The sequence below is a fragment of the Amycolatopsis acidicola genome (genome assembly GCF_007713735.2).
In the GTDB taxonomy this organism is placed as follows: Bacteria; Actinomycetota; Actinomycetes; order Mycobacteriales; family Pseudonocardiaceae; genus Amycolatopsis_E; species Amycolatopsis_E acidicola.
Genome location: NZ_VMNW02000109.1, coordinates 12,652 through 26,642, shown reverse-complemented (window position 1 = coordinate 26,642; position 13,991 = coordinate 12,652). Strand labels below are relative to the sequence as shown.

Genomic DNA, 13,991 nt, shown 5'->3' with positions numbered 1-13,991 from the left:
GACAGGGCGGGTCGCGGGGTCTGCTGCGGCGCCGGGCGCGCGGCGGGCGGGGGCGGCGCGTCCGCCTCGTGGCCGTAGTCCGCGCCCGGGTCCTTCTCGTCCTCGGGCTCTTCTTCGTCGTCCTCCTCGGGCAGGTACTCCTGCAGCACCTCCATGGCAGCGGAGTTCTCGCCGACGAGGCCGCCGAACGCCTCGGCCACCTGCGCGCCGATCTGCTGCTGCGCCTTGCCGAGCAGTTGCAGCACGAGCGCGGACAGCGCGGCGGGCCGGCGGTCGTACGCGCGCTTGCCGAATTCCAGGCCGGTCACCACGCCACCCGCGCCGACCGTGACCGTGACCGAGCCGTCCGGGCTGCTGACCGTGGCGGTCGCTGCGCGGACGCTCTCCTGTATCCGCTCCGCCTTGGCCTTGAGCTCCGCCATCTCGGCTCCGAACGCCGCGAACGGGTCGTCGCCAGGGGTTTCCGAAGTCGTCATTTTCGCCTTGTCACCTGAGGATTCGAGCGGACCGAGTAGATCAGCCCCTGCTGAACACTAGACGGCCCGGACGGTACGTGAAGCTGAACTGTGGTGTCGCGGCCACCTTCTGTGCAGGTGCGAAGTCACGGGTCCACAAAGGACCGCCCGGCGGGTTCAGTCGCCCCGGAAGGCCGCCACGACCGCGTCCACGCACCCGTCCGAAGTGCCGTCTTCCCTGGTGAGGACGCTGCCCGGCACCTCGAGCGGCGGATGGAGCGGGATCGAGCGCACCCGCGGGGAAACGGAAACGAGCCCGGCGGGCAAGAGCGTCCAGCTGCCGGGAGCCGAGCCCACTTCGACGATCGTGTCCTGCGGGGCGCCGGTCGGACGGCCGAGTTTCGGCGTGACCCCGGCCGCCCGGAACGCCGCCGTCACCGCGTCGTGCAACGGCGGGTCGCATTCACGCGCGGGGAACCGTAAGGAAAAACCCGCCATTTCGGGCAGTTCCACGCGCTCGCGGTCCGCCATCGGATGCTTCGCCGAGACCACCACGCGCAGTGGTTCGGACCATGCCTGCCGGACCCGCACCCCGGGCACGTGCCGCACCGCCCTGGCCACCGCGAGGTCGAGTTCCCCGCGGCGCAAGGCGTCCAACCGCGCGGGCACGGGGAGATCCACGAGAACGACCTCGAACCCCGGTTCGTGCTCGCGTAGCGCGTCGATCCCACGCTCCAGCCGGGCGGCCATCCCCGGCGCGGTGCCGATCCGCACCGTGTCCGGGCCCGTCCTGGCGGCCGCGCTGACTTTTTCCGCCGACGCAAGGGTTTCCCGTGCCGCGTCGAGCACCCGCGCGCCCGCCTCGGTGAGCCGGACCGTGCGCGGCGAACGGTCCAGCAGCCGCACGCCCAGCTCGCGCTCGAGGCGCGCGACCTGCTGGCTCACCGCGGGCTGCGCGATGTGGAGCCGCTCGGCGGCACGGCCGAAATGCAGCTCCTCGGCGACCGTGACGAAGTAGCGCAACGCCCTCAGCTCCACGGGGCCACCCCTTCCACCTGCGATGATCACGCAAGCTTATCGCTGCGCGGGCGAACCGGGGCTGGTTGCCGGGCGCGCCCGGCGCTGAACTGGGGACATGCGGATCGGAACCACTCTCTTCGCGACCGGCGCCGAAACGATCGGCGAACTGAAGGCGGCAGCGGCGGAGGTCCAGGCACTCGACAGCGCGTGGACCAACCAGCGGCCCGGCGGCTGGGACCCCCTGGCCGTGCTGCCCGCCCTCGACGGCGGGCCGCGCGAACTCGGCACCGCCGTCGTGCCGACCTACCCCCAGCATCCGGTCACCCTGGCCACTTCGGCGCTGACCGTGCAGGCACAGACCGGCGGCAGGCTCACCCTCGGCATCGGCCCGAGCCACGAGCTCGCCATGACGGGCTGGTACGGAATCCCTTACACCGCACCGGCCCGGCACACCCGCGAGTACCTCGAAGTGCTGCGCCCCTTGCTGCGCGGGGAACACGTGCGGCATTCCGGCGAGTTCTTCAAGGTCGACCTTGGCCTGGAGGTCGAAGCGCCCGCGCCGCCGGTGCTGCTCGCCGCGCTCGGGCCGCGGATGCTGGAGGTGGCCCGGGACCTCGCCGACGGCACCGTCGTGGTGTGGACGCGCCCGGACACCGTGGCCGACTACCTCGTGCCCCGGCTGGCCGGGGACTCGCGGGTGGTGGTGAGCGCGATGGTCGCCGTCACCCACGACCCCGACGCCGTCCACGAGTCCGTGGCGCGGCAGTTCGGGGCCGCCGGCGAGCTGCCCGCGTACCGCGCGATGCTCGACCGCGGCGGGCTGTCCGGTCCGGCGGACACCGTCATCGCCGGGGACGAAACGTTGGTGCTGAAGGAGATCCAGCGGTTCCGTGACGCCGGGGCGACCGACTTCATCGGCACCCCGGTCGGCGCGCGGCAGCCGGTGCTCGACGTGCTGGCGCAGGCACGCGGCTGAGGCTTTCTCCGCACCCTGCCAGACTGGCGGCCATGAAGACCGAACTGCACGGGTACCTGAACGCCGCGCGTGACGCCATGGTGTGGAAGCTCGAAGGCGCGTCGGACTACGACATCCGCCGTCCGCTGACCCCGACGGGCACGAACCTGCTCGGCCTCGTCAAGCACCTGTCCGGCTGCGAGGCCGGCTACTTCGGCGAAACCTTCGGCCGCCCCTTCCCCGAACCGCTGCCGTGGTTCACCGACGACGCCGAGCCCAACGAGGACATGTGGGCCACGCCGGAGGAATCCCGCGAAGACATCCTCGGCCTCTACGGGCGTGTACGCGCGCACGCCGATGAGACGATCACCGCGCTGGAGCTGGATTCGCCGGGCAAGGTACCGCACTGGCCCGCGCCGAAGGACGCGGTTTCGCTGCACCTGATCCTGGTGCACATGATCGCCGAGACGAACCGGCACGCCGGGCACGCCGACATCGTGCGCGAGCTCATCGACGGCACGGCGGGCCTCCGCCCGGGCGGCAGCAACCTCCCCGAGGGCGACGCGAGCTGGTGGGCGAGCTACCGGGAACGCGTGGAGCAGGCCGCGAAGCAGGCTTCCGCGGAGTAACCGCCCGGGGACCACCGCGCCCGGGCTGCGTTTGTACGCCTCTTGTATCGGCCCCCTCCATGCTGTGCCGCACAGACGACGGCACGTCCGGGAGGGGCGAGATGAAGATGCGGCCGAAGACCGCCGCGGGCGCGCTCGCGTGCGCGGCGGGCATCCTGCTGGCCGGGAACATCCCGGCCATCGCCGAAGACGTCAGCGCCGCCGCGGCCTGCTCCAGCACCGGCCTCGGCGACCCGAACAACTGCACGAAGGCCGTTTCCTGGGCCAAGGCGCACGTGCACACGAGCTACGACGCCGACTACTACCGCTACTGCGACCGGATCAACGCCTGGGCGTACGGCTTCAGCGCCAGCGGCTCGGAAACCGCCTACGTGCACTGGACCCAGATCCCCGCGACGTACAAGCACGCCGGCTCTGCCGACGTGCCCGCCGGCGGTCTCGCCTTCTTCAGCAACGGCGGCGCCGGCCACACGATGATCTCCATCGGCGGCGGGAAGTTCCTGTCCAACGACATCCACGGCAACGGCACCTACACCCAGACCACGATCGCGGAGATCAAGAGTTCCTGGGGCGCCACGTACCTCGGCTGGGCCCAGCCGTGGTTCAAAGTCAACCACTGAGGATCGCCATGAACGTCACCGCCTGAGCCTTGCCTGCCGCGACAGGCTTTACCCGAACCGCGCCACGAAACGGCGCTGCCACACGGTTTCGACGGCGCGCGCCGCGTAACGCTCGCGCACGTACCGCACGGCCTCCGCGCCGGGAACGCCGTCGAGCACCGTGAGACACGCCAGCGCCGTCCCGGTGCGCCCGCGCCCGCCGAGGCACGCGATCTCCACACGCTGCGTTTCGGCGCGGGACAAGGCTTCCCGGAACGCGTCCGACGCCGCGGCGCGGTCCGAGGGCAGTCCGAAATCCGGCCAGCGCACCCACCGGCTTTCCCATTCGACCGGGGGCGGCTCGCGTTTGAGCAGGTACAGCGCGAACTCCGGCCGCGGCCCTTTCGGCAGCGGACGGCGTAGGCCGCGCCCGCGCACGAGCCGCCCGGAAGGCAGCCGCAGCACCCCGGGCGCGCCCGGGGACCATCCGGCGTGCACCCGGCGCGTCATCCAGCGCTCGCCGACGTCGGCGGGCCCCGCGTCGGCGAACCCGTTGCGCTGGTACAACGCCCGCGCGGACAGGTTGCCCACCAGCACGCGCAACACCAGGCGCCGGGCGCGTTGCTGCTCCGCCCACTGCGCGACCGCGCCGACCAGCGCGTCCCCGACGCCGCGGCCGCGGGCGAACGGGGCGACCCACAGGGAAAGCAGTTCGGCGTCCCCGTGCTCGTCCGGGCCGACGCAGCTGACCATGCCCGCGCGCTCGCCGTCGAGGTCCGCGATGGCGTTGAACGGGACTTCGGTCAGCCGCTGCCGCCAGCGCTCCGCGCGGTCGTGGCCCTCCCAGTAGGAAAGGGGCGTGCCGAACGACTCCGGGGAATCGGCCAGCGCGGCCAGCCGCAGTGTCCGCCACCGCGGCCAGTCGTCCGGCGAGAGCCGGCGCACCACCGTCACCGCCGCAGGCCCTCCCAGCTCCACTTCGGCATCGGCAGCCGCCGCGGGACCTCCGCCGGGTCGCCCGGGTAGCGCAGCACCTCGCCCACGGCCCACTCCATGTACGCCCGCAGGACGGCGCGGAACTCCCCGTCCGCGGGCAACTTCGCGTCGTCCGCGGCGAGCACGAAGCACTCCACGAACCGGCGGCCGAGGTCGTGCATATCCCCGTTGCCCGCGTGCATCACCAGCACCCCGCTGTGATCCCCGCACTCCTCGCTGTACTCGGGCGGCCCGCCGAACACCTCCGCCCAGTAGGCGGCCAGTCGCTCGACGTGGCGGGGATGCTGGTCCGGGTGGGAGAACGGGTGGTTCAGCTCCGGATCGGCGAGGCAGCGGGCGTGGTGCGCACGGGCCAGCGCCAGGAAGGCGGGCCTGCCCCCGGCGAACTCGTACACCGACGCACGCATGCGAGGAGCCTGGCATACGCCCCCGCCGGACGCCAGCACGTCTTCGGAGTCCACTGTGGAGGGTGCTCAGCCGGCGGGCTCCGGCGGGACGGGCTCCGGGCGCGGAGCACGCTGCCATTCGTTGACGCGCTTGATGATCAGCAGGATCAGCACCGCCGAGGCCAGCCTGCCCACCGAGTCGACGGTGAGCAGCCATAGCGCGTCACGAAGGTCCTCGGGTGAGAGGATGTTCGGCAGCTGCACGCTCACGACGTACCGGTTCAGCAACGTCGGAATGAGCAGCAGCAACCACCACCAGGTCACCAGGCGGCTGGACGGCAGCCTGCCGATCTCGGTGACCTGGCCCGCGTCCGGACGGCTGGCGCGCCAGATGTCGGTCACGATGTGCTGCGGGAAGAAGAAGTTGAGGATCGGGCAGAACCACCCGCCGATCACCCAGCCACGCTTGTGCCGGTGCTCCGCCGGCGACAGCACCTCCGAGTTCAGTCTCGCCCGGTACAGCCACGGCAGGAAAGCCAGCGCGGCGGCCAGGGTGAGCAGCAGCTGCAAGAGGTTGGCCACCGTGGTCAGGCGGTCGGCGTTTTCCAGGTCCGCCACGGTCGCCGCGCCGTCGAGGTAGTCCATGACCACCTGGTAGGCCTTCCAGACCGACCAGGTGAGCACCAGGTCGGTGACGGCGGCCAGCACGATGAACGTCGCGGCGAGCGCGCCGGCGCCGGTGTTGACGCGCAAGGGCCGCGGCGCGCGGGGCGGCACGAACGGCATGGGATAGGGAACGGACATCTCGGTGCAGGCCTCTCGCCCGGGCCGGCGGCTCGACCGCGCCGGATCGCGGAAGGAATCGGCGGTTCGTGATCTTTCGTTTCACCCTGTCCCGATTCGTTACGCACGCCCGGAAAGCGCTTACCAGCGGCCATGACTCACAGTGCCCGTTTCCGCACGCTCCGCTGCGGCGAGAGCGCCATGGGCTTGTGCGGATACGGCCCCCGGTGCACAGGCCGGCGCTCACATGCGGCGAAACCTGGCCCACACGGGCGTATCGGCTGCTGCACCCGGAGTAGCGCGCGAGGGTCTTCCGTTGGCGAAGCGATGACCTACCGTTGCACCAATATTGAGTGCAATATTGCGTCGCCACAGACCAGCGGGCACCATGACCAGCACGCTCAGCACTCGAGCAGTTATGAGGCGGTTACCGATGACCCGCGCAGCCCAGAAGCCCAGTCCGGTTCCTCCCATGTCCGCCGCCGACCTCGCCGACCTCGTCGGTCCGGCGTGGCGCAGTGGCGACCGTCGGCGCGTCGCCGCCGACCTCGCCTCGGCGCTGACCGAGGTGATCCGGCTCAGATTGCCCAGCGGCACCACGCTCCCCCCGCTCCGCAATCTCGCGGTCACCCTCCGCTGCAACCGCAAGGCGGTCGCCAGCGCGATGCACCAGCTCGCCGAGGAGGGCATCGTCGTCACCCGCGCCAGAGGCCGCACGCGCGTCGTCTGATCGAAGTCCTTTGTGGACTCTCAGCCGGTCGCGCGGACCAGCTCGATCGCGCGGCCCAGCGTCGCCAGCCGCGCGTCGAGCGAATCCCCCGCCGGGTAGAGGCGCACGGTGTCCACCCCGGCGTCACGCCACACCCGCAGCCGCTCCCGCACCCTCTCCTCGGTCCCGATCAGGGTCGTGCCCAGCACCATCTCGTCGGTGACCAGGCCCGCCGCGCCTTCCCGGTCCCCTGCCTGCCAGCGGCGCCGCACCTCGGCCGCGACCTCGGCCCAGCCCTGCCTGCTGTAGGCGCGGTTGTAGAAGTTGGCCGAAGCGGAACCCATGCCGCCCAAGGAAAAGGCGAGTTCCTTCTTCCGCGCGGCCACCATCTCGCGCAGCGCGTCCTCGTCCCGGGCGAACGCGACCTCCGCGCCCTGGCACACATCCAGCTCCGCGCGAGTGCGGCCGGCCCGGGCGAGCCCTTCGTCCAGTGGCTCGAAGTACGCCTGCGCGGCACCCTCGGGCACGAAGCTCGTGCCCAGCCAGCCATCGGCGAGCTCGCCGGTGAGCCGCAGCATCGCCGGGGAGAGCGTGGCCAGGTAGACCGGGATCGGGTGCTCGGGGCGGGCGGACAGCCGCATCGGCACCGCGTCACCGCCGGGCAGCGGGATCCGGAACTCCTTGCCACTGAAGGAGATCTTGCCGCCGCCGAAGACCTGGCGGACGATCTCGACGGTCTCGCGGGCCCGCGCCAGTGGGTGGGCGAACGGCACCCCGTGCAGCCCTTCGATCACCTGCGGGCCGGACGCGCCCAGGCCCAGCAGGAAGCGCCCCTCCGACAGGTTCGACAGCGTGATCGCGGTCTGCGCTATCGCCACCGGCGTGCGCGTGCCGAGCTGCAGAATGCCCGAGCCCAGCAGCATTCGCTGCGTGCGGGCGGCGTAGAAACCCAGCGCCGACGGCGCGTCGGATCCCCATGCTTCGGCGACCCAGCAGACGTCGAGACCGAGTTTTTCGGCCTCCACCACGAAATCCGCGTGCTCACGCCAGTTGCCGGACGCTTCGACCGTGGTCGCGGTGCGCATCAGGCGCCGGACTCGGCTCGCCGCTTGATCCCGGCCAGGGTGGCGGTCATGCTCCGCTCGAGCTCACGCAGCCGCACGAAGACGATCTTCTGTTCCTTGTCCGGCATCGCGTCGATCGCGAGCGAGAGCCCGGACCGGCCCGGGCCCATCCGCATCCACTGCGAAAGCTTCGTCCCGCCGTCGCCGGGCTCGAGCCGGAAGCGCCACTGCGCGCTCGGGTTGTCCGGATCCTCGACGGCCCAGGCGAAAACGCGGCCCGGCTCGTACTCGACGACCTGCGAAGTGGTGGACCACTTCCCCATCGCGTCGTGCTCGTTGTGCCCGCGGAACCGCGCGCCGACACCGGGCCCCGCCGCGCCGTCGAGCCATTCGACCGCCCGCAGCTCCGGGCTCACCGACGGCATCAGCGCGATGTCCGACACCAGCTCCCAGACCCGCTCGGCCGGGGCGCCGATCCACGTCGACACCTCCACCGTCGGGCCGTCCGCGTAGCGCGCGCCTGTCCACTCCATCGTGTCCTCCTCGGGACACCAGAGTTGCTCAACGAGACTGACTGTGTCAAGCCGGGGAGAACCGCTGCCGGACGTCCGGGCGGCTCGCGAGCTTCGCCGGGTACCCGGGACCCATCCGCATGCTGGTTTCCTTGGCCCGCAACGGTTCCCCGCAGTCCGCGCAGACGACTTCGGCGTGCGTGTCGTGCCCGCACGTCTCGTGGTGCAGGGTCACCGGCGGCCCCTCGGGGCCGGACAGCCATTTGTCGCCCCAGCGGGACATCACGGCCAGGACGGCGAAGAAGTCGCGGCCCTTTTCGGTGAGCACGTACTCGTGGCGCACCGACTGGCTCTGGTACGGCTCCTTGCTCAGCAGGCCCTCGTCGACGAGCCGCCGGAGGCGCTCGGTGAGCGTGTTGCGGGCGATGCCCAGCTGGTGCTGGAACTCGTCGAAGCGGCGGATGCCGTAGAACGCCTCGCGCAGCACCAGCGGCGTCCACCAGTCGCCGAGCAGGTGCGTGGTACGCGCGATGGAGCAGGGCATCCGGGCGAACGACGTGCGTTTCATCCCGCCAGAATAGGCAGGGGATTCGTGCGGGCGGCAAGCTCGCGCCCGGATAGGCTTACCGGAAGAGTCCGGAAGGCGTGTTCGTTTGCTGTCCTATTCCACGGTGGTCGCGCGGCTGCGCGCGGCGGGTTGCGTGTTCGCCGAAGACGAGGCGACGCTGCTCCTCGCGGCGGCGCGCACGCCGGAGGAGCTGGAGCGTCTGGTCGGCGAGCGCGCGGGCGGGCTGCCGCTGGAGGTCGTGCTGGGCTGGGCGGAGTTCCGCGGGCTCAGGATCGCTGTCGCCCCAGGGGTTTTCGTTCCGCGGCGGCGCACGGAGCTCCTCGTCGCGGAGGCGGTCGCCGGGGCCGCGCCCGGCGCGGTGGTGGTCGATCTGTGCTGCGGCTCGGGCGCGGTCGGCGTCGCGATCGCGACCGAACTCGGCCACGCGGAACTGCACGCGGCGGACCTCGAGCCCGAGGCGGTGCGCTGCGCGCGGCGCAACGTCGAACCGCTCGGCGGGCGGGTGTACGAAGGCGACCTGTACGAGCCGCTGCCCGAGAACCTGCGTGGCCGCATCGACGTGCTCGCGGTGAACGCGCCGTACGTGCCCACGGACGCCATCGAAACCATGCCGCCCGAGGCACGCTTGTACGAACCACGGACAGCGCTCGACGGCGGCGCGGACGGGCTCGCCGTGCAGCGGCGGGTGATCGCCGGCGCGCCGCGGTGGCTGGCGCCCGGGGGCAGGCTGCTTATTGAGACCAGCCGCGCCCAGGCGCCGCACACCGCGGCGGCCTTCGAGGCGCACGGCCTGGCCGCGCGCGTCGCGAATTCCGAGGAGCTGGACGGCACCGTCGTGATCGGCTCCGCGCAGGCGCGGCCCGCCGTGTAGGTGCCGAAGTTGACCGTGACACTGATGTCAGGCCTTATCGTCGGCGCGGTCCGCGAGAACGATTCACAAGGAGTGCTGGGATGGCCGGAGCAGTCGTCATCGGAGCGGGCCCCGGGATCGGCCGCGCGGTCGCGCTCCGATTCGCCCGCGAAGGCCTGCCGTTGGCGCTGATCTCCCGCAGCGGCGCGGATTCCCTTGTCCCGTCGGCGTTTTCCTACACCGCTGACAGCAGCGACGAAGACGCGCTCCGGGCCGCGCTGGACGCGGCCGCCGAAGACCTGGGGCACCCGGAGGTCGTCGTCTACAACGCCGCGCTCATCCGGCCGGACGTGCCCGGTGAACTGCCGATGCGCGGTCAGCTGCACGCGTGGGCCGTGAACGTACTCGGCGCACTCACGGCCGCCGCCCACGTACTCCCCCGGATGACGCACGGATCGAAATCGGTCCCGGGCGCGACGGGGCCCGCCACGGTCACCGAGGCCACGTGAATGGCCGGGTACCGCGCGGCGAGCAGGTCCACCAGCGTGCGCAAGCACTACTGGACCCTGCACACCCAGCCGGAGGGTGCCTGGGCGCGCGAGTTCGTCCACAGTGGAGCGGCCGCCACGACGTGATGAGGATTTCACTCCGGGTCAGCGGGGCGGCACGGTTGTGTTTGAATCGGCTGACCCCTGCGTGAGGAAGCCGATGCCACACACTGCCAACGCCGGAACCGGCGCCCCGAGCCTGCTGGATGTGCTCGACGTGCTCGACCTGGAGCCGATCGAGCTGGACATCTTCCGCAGCAGGCTGGCCGGCGAGCCCGGGAACCGGCTCTTCGGCGGCGAGGTGTGCGCCCAGGCGCTGGTCGCCGCGGAGCGCACCGTCCCGCCGGAGACCACGCCGCACTCGCTGCACGCCTACTTCCTGCGCCCGGGCGACACCGGCGCTCGCGTCGTGTTCCGGGTGGACCGCCTCCAGGAGGGCCGCAACTTCCGGCGCCGCCGGGTGACCGCGATCCAGCACGGCGAGCCGATCCTGTGCCTGGAGTCGTCTTTCACGACGGACCACTCGGGCACGGAGTACCAGGTGCCCGCGCCGGAGGCGCCGGCACCGGAGGGGTGCACCCCCTTCGCCTGGCGCTACCCGAACCGCTGGGTCGTCGATCCGCACGAGGTGTTCGACATCCGCCCGGCGACCCTCGACCCCGACGAGGGCGTCCGCGCGCTCGGCGACCTGTGGTTCGCGCCGAAACACGGGAAGAACGACGGCCGGGTGAGCGACGCCGCGATCCTGACCTACTTCAGCGACCTGACCTTCGTCTCGTCCCTGCTGCGGCCCGTCCCGCGCACCGACGTCGCCGCGATGACCTCGCTCGACCACGTCCTGTGGTTCCACAACGACGTCCGCCTGGACGACTGGCTGTACTACGCCAAGGGCAGCCCGGCCGTCGGCCACCTGCGCGGCCTCGCCGAAGGCCGGATCTTCCACCGCGACGGCACCCTGATCGCGACCGTGGCACAGGAAGGCCTGATCCACGCGCGGAAGGACTGAGGCCACCGCGGCCCGGTGCCCCGGCGCACACTGGGAATGAATCCCGCCGCCAAGCGTTTTGCGTGGAAGAAGTTGAACGCGAAACCATCCGGAGGCCACCGATGCCCGCCATCACCGCCGACACCCTGACCCTGCCCCGCGTCGAGACGCCGTCCGCCCCACAGCGGCCGGTCCGCACAGTCAGCACCGCGCCCACCGGCTACGAGGGCGAGGGCTTCCCCGTCCGCCGCGCGTTCGCCGGGATCGCCTCCTCGGTGCTGGACCCGTTCATCCACATGGACCAGATGGGCGAGGTCGAGTACGCGCCCGGCGAGCCCAAGGGCACGCCGTGGCATCCCCATCGCGGGTTCGAGACCGTCACGTACATGCTCGACGGCGTGTTCGAGCACTCCGACTCCCAGGGCGGCGGCGGGGTGATCACCAACGGCGACACCCAGTGGATGACCGCGGGCAGCGGGATCCTCCACATCGAGAAACCGCCGGAGGAGCTGGTGGTGTCCGGCGGCCTCTTCCACGGCGTGCAGCTGTGGGTGAACCTGCCCAAGTCGAGCAAGTTCACCCCGCCCCGCTACCAGGACATCCGCGCCACGCAGGCCACCCTGCTCTCCTCGGCCGACGGCGGCTCGCTGCTGCGCGTCATCGCCGGCGACGTCGGCGGGCACGACGGGCCGGGATCGACGTACACGCCGATCACCCTGGTGCACGCGACGATCAGCCCGGGCGCGCGGCTGCAGGTGCCGTGGCGCGAGGACTTCAACGCGCTCGGCTACGTCCTCGCGGGCAACGGCACGGTGGGCACCGACGCGCGGCCGATCCACAAGGGCCAGCTCGCGGTGTTCGGCGACGGCGGCGCGCTGACGTTCGCCGCCGACCGGAGCCAGCCCGCGGCCGAGCCGAACCTCGAAGTGCTGCTGCTGGGCGGCAAACCGATCCGCGAGCCGGTGGTCCAGTACGGCCCGTTCGTGATGAACACCCGCGAAGAGGTCGTGCAGGCGTTCGAGGACTTCCAGGCCGGGCGCTTCGGCGTCATCCCCGCCGGGCGCCTGCCGCACACCGACTGAGCACCCCGCGAACTCCCGGAACTCCCCGTGCGGCAAGCTCCTGACCGTGCGCCACGGCCGTTGCGCCCGCAGAATCGGGACCGGAGGAACCAACCGTAGGAGGCCGGGATGGCGCGACCCACCGTCGCCGAACAGTTCGTGCAGGTGCTCGTCCAGGCGGGCGTGTCCCGCATCTACGGGGTGGTGGGCGACAGCCTCAACCCGGTGGTCGACGCGATCCGGCGAACCGACGGCATCGAATGGGTGCACGTGCGCAACGAGGAGGCGGGCGCGTTCGCGGCGGCGGCCGAGGCCGAGCTGACCGGGAAGCTCGCGGTGTGCGCGGGCAGCTGCGGCCCCGGCAACACGCACCTCGTGCAAGGGCTCTACGACGCGAACCGTTCCGGCGTGCCGGTGCTCGCGCTCGCGTCGCACATCCCGTCCAGCCAGATCGGCACCGGTTTCTTCCAGGAGACCCACCCCGAGCGGCTGTTCGTGGACTGCTCCGGCTACTGCGAGCAGATCACCGCGCCCGGCCAGATGCCGCGGGTGCTGCGCATCGCGATCCAGCACGCGCTCACCCGCGGCGAGGTGTCCGTGCTGGTGATGCCGGGCGACGTCGCGCATCTGGAGTCCGAAGCGCCGACCGGCGAGAGTTCGTTCGTCACCGGGCAGGCCACGCTGGTGCCGCCGCGCCCGCAGGTGGAGGAGCTGGCGCGGGTGATCAACTCCGCCCGCAAGGTCACGCTCTTCTGCGGCGCCGGGGTGCGCGGCGCGCACGCGGAGGTCATGGAGCTGGCGGGAAAGGTGCACTCCCCCGTCGGGCATTCCCTGCGTGGCAAGGAATGGATCCAGTTCGACAATCCCTACGACGTCGGGATGAGCGGCCTGCTCGGCTACGGCGCCTGCTACAAGGCGTCGCACGAAGCGGACCTGCTTTTGTTGCTGGGCACGGATTTCCCGTACGACGGGTTCCTGCCGCAGGCGCACACCGTGCAGATCGACCACGACGCGACCAAACTCGGCCGCCGCACCCCGCTGGATCTCGCCGTGCACGGGGACCTGAAGGAAACCCTGCGCGCGGTGCTGCCGCTGGTCGATCAGAAGCAGGACAGGCGTTTCCTCGACGACATGCTCGGCGAGCACTACCGCTCGCTGGAGACGGTGGTCGACGCCTACACCCGCCGGGTCGAGAACCACGTCCCGATCCACCCCGAGTACGTCGCCGACGTGCTCGACGACCTCGCCGCGGAAGACGCCGTGTTCACCGTCGACACCGGCATGTGCAACGTGTGGGCCGCGCGCTACATCACGCCGAACGGGCGTCGCCGGGTGATCGGCTCGTTCCTGCACGGCAGCATGGCCAACGCGCTCCCGCACGCGATCGGCGCGCAGCTGGCGCAGCCTGGCCGGCAGGTGATTTCCATGTCCGGCGACGGCGGGCTCGGCATGCTCATGGGTGAACTGCTCACCGTCCGGCTGCACCAGCTGCCGGTGAAGATCGTGGTGTTCAACAACTCCTCGCTGGGCATGGTCAAACTGGAGATGCTCGTCGACGGCCTGCCCGACTACCAGACCGACCACGCGCAGGTGGACTTCGCGGCCATCGCGCGCGGCGCCGGGCTGCACAGCATCCGGGTCACCGAGCCGGGCAAGGTGCGCGACGCGCTCGCCGAAGCACTCGCGCATCCCGGCCCGGCGCTGGTCGACGTGGTCACCGACCCGAACGCGCTGTCCATGCCGCCGCACATCACCACCGCGCAGATGCGCGGGTTCGCGCTCGCGGCCAGCAAGGTGGTGCTCACGGGCGGGGTGGGCAAGATGATCGACCTCGCGCGGTCGAACCTCCGCAACATCCCACGCCCGTAAGG

Annotated in this window: 18 protein-coding genes; 10 read left to right on the top strand and 8 right to left on the bottom strand. The window is 71.4% G+C overall.

What is annotated here, in order from left to right; translation table 11 throughout:
- Together FPZ12_RS40140 and FPZ12_RS40135 are read right to left on the bottom strand one after the other, a co-directional pair.
- Positions 1-476: YbaB/EbfC family nucleoid-associated protein (locus FPZ12_RS40140; RefSeq protein ID WP_150980719.1), on the bottom strand; the 476-nt coding region annotated here is incomplete at its 3' end.
- Between the two features lie 156 nt (positions 477-632).
- Positions 633-1,493, bottom strand: coding sequence for a LysR family transcriptional regulator (locus FPZ12_RS40135; protein ID WP_144756560.1), 861 nt, complete (start codon positions 1,491-1,493; stop codon positions 633-635).
- A gap of 97 nt (positions 1,494-1,590) precedes the next feature.
- On the opposite strand from FPZ12_RS40135, the gene FPZ12_RS40130 reads away from it, so the two are divergent.
- The 3 genes from FPZ12_RS40130 to FPZ12_RS40120 all read left to right on the top strand — a co-directional run bounded on the left by FPZ12_RS40130 (position 1,591) and on the right by FPZ12_RS40120 (position 3,679).
- Positions 1,591-2,451: a TIGR03564 family F420-dependent LLM class oxidoreductase gene (locus FPZ12_RS40130; protein ID WP_144756562.1), complete on the top strand. Its 861-nt coding sequence runs from the start codon at positions 1,591-1,593 to the stop codon at positions 2,449-2,451.
- A gap of 32 nt (positions 2,452-2,483) precedes the next feature.
- On the top strand, positions 2,484-3,059 hold the full coding sequence (locus FPZ12_RS40125; RefSeq protein ID WP_144756564.1) for a DinB family protein: 576 nt from the start codon (positions 2,484-2,486) through the stop codon (positions 3,057-3,059).
- A gap of 101 nt (positions 3,060-3,160) precedes the next feature.
- Positions 3,161-3,679 (top strand): hypothetical protein, encoded by a 519-nt coding sequence (locus tag FPZ12_RS40120; RefSeq protein ID WP_243770275.1) that lies wholly within the window; start codon positions 3,161-3,163, stop codon positions 3,677-3,679.
- A 48-nt stretch (positions 3,680-3,727) separates the two neighbouring features.
- Here the strand turns inward: FPZ12_RS40120 and FPZ12_RS47035 are convergent, their stop codons facing one another.
- The 3 genes from FPZ12_RS47035 to FPZ12_RS40105 form a co-directional block, all read right to left on the bottom strand.
- Complete coding sequence (locus tag FPZ12_RS47035; protein WP_166463065.1) at positions 3,728-4,612, bottom strand: GNAT family N-acetyltransferase; 885 nt, start codon at positions 4,610-4,612, stop codon at positions 3,728-3,730.
- A complete protein-coding gene (locus FPZ12_RS40110; RefSeq protein ID WP_144756568.1) occupies positions 4,609-5,061 on the bottom strand; it encodes a group II truncated hemoglobin in 453 nt (150 codons plus the stop codon). Before FPZ12_RS40110 ends, FPZ12_RS47035 begins: the two co-directional genes overlap by 4 nt.
- Positions 5,062-5,127: 66 nt before the next feature.
- On the bottom strand, positions 5,128-5,844 hold the full coding sequence (locus FPZ12_RS40105) for a DUF4328 domain-containing protein (protein ID WP_144756570.1): 717 nt from the start codon (positions 5,842-5,844) through the stop codon (positions 5,128-5,130).
- Positions 5,845-6,295: 451 nt separating this feature from the next.
- Here FPZ12_RS40105 and FPZ12_RS40100 point away from each other — a divergent pair, with 451 nt between their 5' ends.
- The gene (locus FPZ12_RS40100) at positions 6,296-6,553 is read left to right on the top strand and encodes a GntR family transcriptional regulator (protein WP_166463064.1); all 258 of its coding nucleotides are present in this window, start codon (positions 6,296-6,298) and stop codon (positions 6,551-6,553) included.
- Between the two features lie 20 nt (positions 6,554-6,573).
- Here FPZ12_RS40100 and FPZ12_RS40095 read toward each other — a convergent pair whose 3' ends face one another.
- From FPZ12_RS40095 to FPZ12_RS40085, 3 genes are read right to left on the bottom strand one after another with little or no spacing between them, the layout of a single operon-like run.
- The gene (locus FPZ12_RS40095; RefSeq protein ID WP_144756574.1) at positions 6,574-7,617 is read right to left on the bottom strand and encodes an LLM class flavin-dependent oxidoreductase; all 1,044 of its coding nucleotides are present in this window, start codon (positions 7,615-7,617) and stop codon (positions 6,574-6,576) included.
- Positions 7,617-8,129: an SRPBCC family protein gene (locus tag FPZ12_RS40090; protein WP_144756576.1), complete on the bottom strand. Its 513-nt coding sequence runs from the start codon at positions 8,127-8,129 to the stop codon at positions 7,617-7,619. Before FPZ12_RS40090 ends, FPZ12_RS40095 begins: the two co-directional genes overlap by 1 nt.
- A gap of 46 nt (positions 8,130-8,175) precedes the next feature.
- Positions 8,176-8,676, bottom strand: a complete 501-nt coding sequence (locus FPZ12_RS40085) for a winged helix-turn-helix transcriptional regulator (RefSeq protein ID WP_144756578.1) — start codon at positions 8,674-8,676, stop codon at positions 8,176-8,178.
- Between the two features lie 88 nt (positions 8,677-8,764).
- Here FPZ12_RS40085 and FPZ12_RS40080 point away from each other — a divergent pair, with 88 nt between their 5' ends.
- From FPZ12_RS40080 to FPZ12_RS40060, 6 genes are all read left to right on the top strand, one after another.
- Positions 8,765-9,547: a putative protein N(5)-glutamine methyltransferase gene (locus FPZ12_RS40080; protein ID WP_208026174.1), complete on the top strand. Its 783-nt coding sequence runs from the start codon at positions 8,765-8,767 to the stop codon at positions 9,545-9,547.
- Positions 9,548-9,627: 80 nt separating this feature from the next.
- Complete coding sequence (locus tag FPZ12_RS40075) at positions 9,628-10,035, top strand: SDR family NAD(P)-dependent oxidoreductase (protein WP_144756581.1); 408 nt, start codon at positions 9,628-9,630, stop codon at positions 10,033-10,035.
- Complete coding sequence (locus FPZ12_RS46950; protein ID WP_279537849.1) at positions 10,036-10,161, top strand: hypothetical protein; 126 nt, start codon at positions 10,036-10,038, stop codon at positions 10,159-10,161.
- Between the two features lie 73 nt (positions 10,162-10,234).
- Complete coding sequence (locus FPZ12_RS40070) at positions 10,235-11,080, top strand: acyl-CoA thioesterase (RefSeq protein WP_144756583.1); 846 nt, start codon at positions 10,235-10,237, stop codon at positions 11,078-11,080.
- A 101-nt stretch (positions 11,081-11,181) separates the two neighbouring features.
- Positions 11,182-12,141: a pirin family protein gene (locus tag FPZ12_RS40065; protein ID WP_144756585.1), complete on the top strand. Its 960-nt coding sequence runs from the start codon at positions 11,182-11,184 to the stop codon at positions 12,139-12,141.
- Positions 12,142-12,249: 108 nt separating this feature from the next.
- Positions 12,250-13,989, top strand: a complete 1,740-nt coding sequence (locus tag FPZ12_RS40060; protein WP_144756587.1) for a pyruvate dehydrogenase — start codon at positions 12,250-12,252, stop codon at positions 13,987-13,989.
- Positions 13,990-13,991 lie beyond the last annotated feature (2 nt).

Excerpts from the sequence above, each read along its gene's own strand:
- FPZ12_RS40085 (WP_144756578.1), bottom strand. The coding sequence starts at position 8,676 with ATGAAACGCACGTCGTTCGCCCGGATGCCCTGCTCCATCGCGCGTACC.
- FPZ12_RS46950 (WP_279537849.1), top strand. The coding sequence starts at position 10,036 with ATGGCCGGGTACCGCGCGGCGAGCAGGTCCACCAGCGTGCGCAAGCAC.
- FPZ12_RS40130 (WP_144756562.1), top strand. The coding sequence starts at position 1,591 with ATGCGGATCGGAACCACTCTCTTCGCGACCGGCGCCGAAACGATCGGC.
- FPZ12_RS40090 (WP_144756576.1), bottom strand. The coding sequence starts at position 8,129 with ATGGAGTGGACAGGCGCGCGCTACGCGGACGGCCCGACGGTGGAGGTG.
- FPZ12_RS40120 (WP_243770275.1), top strand. The coding sequence starts at position 3,161 with ATGAAGATGCGGCCGAAGACCGCCGCGGGCGCGCTCGCGTGCGCGGCG.
- FPZ12_RS40110 (WP_144756568.1), bottom strand. The coding sequence starts at position 5,061 with ATGCGTGCGTCGGTGTACGAGTTCGCCGGGGGCAGGCCCGCCTTCCTG.
- FPZ12_RS40075 (WP_144756581.1), top strand. The coding sequence starts at position 9,628 with ATGGCCGGAGCAGTCGTCATCGGAGCGGGCCCCGGGATCGGCCGCGCG.
- FPZ12_RS40070 (WP_144756583.1), top strand. The coding sequence starts at position 10,235 with ATGCCACACACTGCCAACGCCGGAACCGGCGCCCCGAGCCTGCTGGAT.
- FPZ12_RS40095 (WP_144756574.1), bottom strand. The coding sequence starts at position 7,617 with ATGCGCACCGCGACCACGGTCGAAGCGTCCGGCAACTGGCGTGAGCAC.
- FPZ12_RS40100 (WP_166463064.1), top strand. The coding sequence starts at position 6,296 with ATGTCCGCCGCCGACCTCGCCGACCTCGTCGGTCCGGCGTGGCGCAGT.
- FPZ12_RS40060 (WP_144756587.1), top strand. The coding sequence starts at position 12,250 with ATGGCGCGACCCACCGTCGCCGAACAGTTCGTGCAGGTGCTCGTCCAG.
- FPZ12_RS40065 (WP_144756585.1), top strand. The coding sequence starts at position 11,182 with ATGCCCGCCATCACCGCCGACACCCTGACCCTGCCCCGCGTCGAGACG.
- FPZ12_RS40125 (WP_144756564.1), top strand. The coding sequence starts at position 2,484 with ATGAAGACCGAACTGCACGGGTACCTGAACGCCGCGCGTGACGCCATG.
- FPZ12_RS40105 (WP_144756570.1), bottom strand. The coding sequence starts at position 5,844 with ATGTCCGTTCCCTATCCCATGCCGTTCGTGCCGCCCCGCGCGCCGCGG.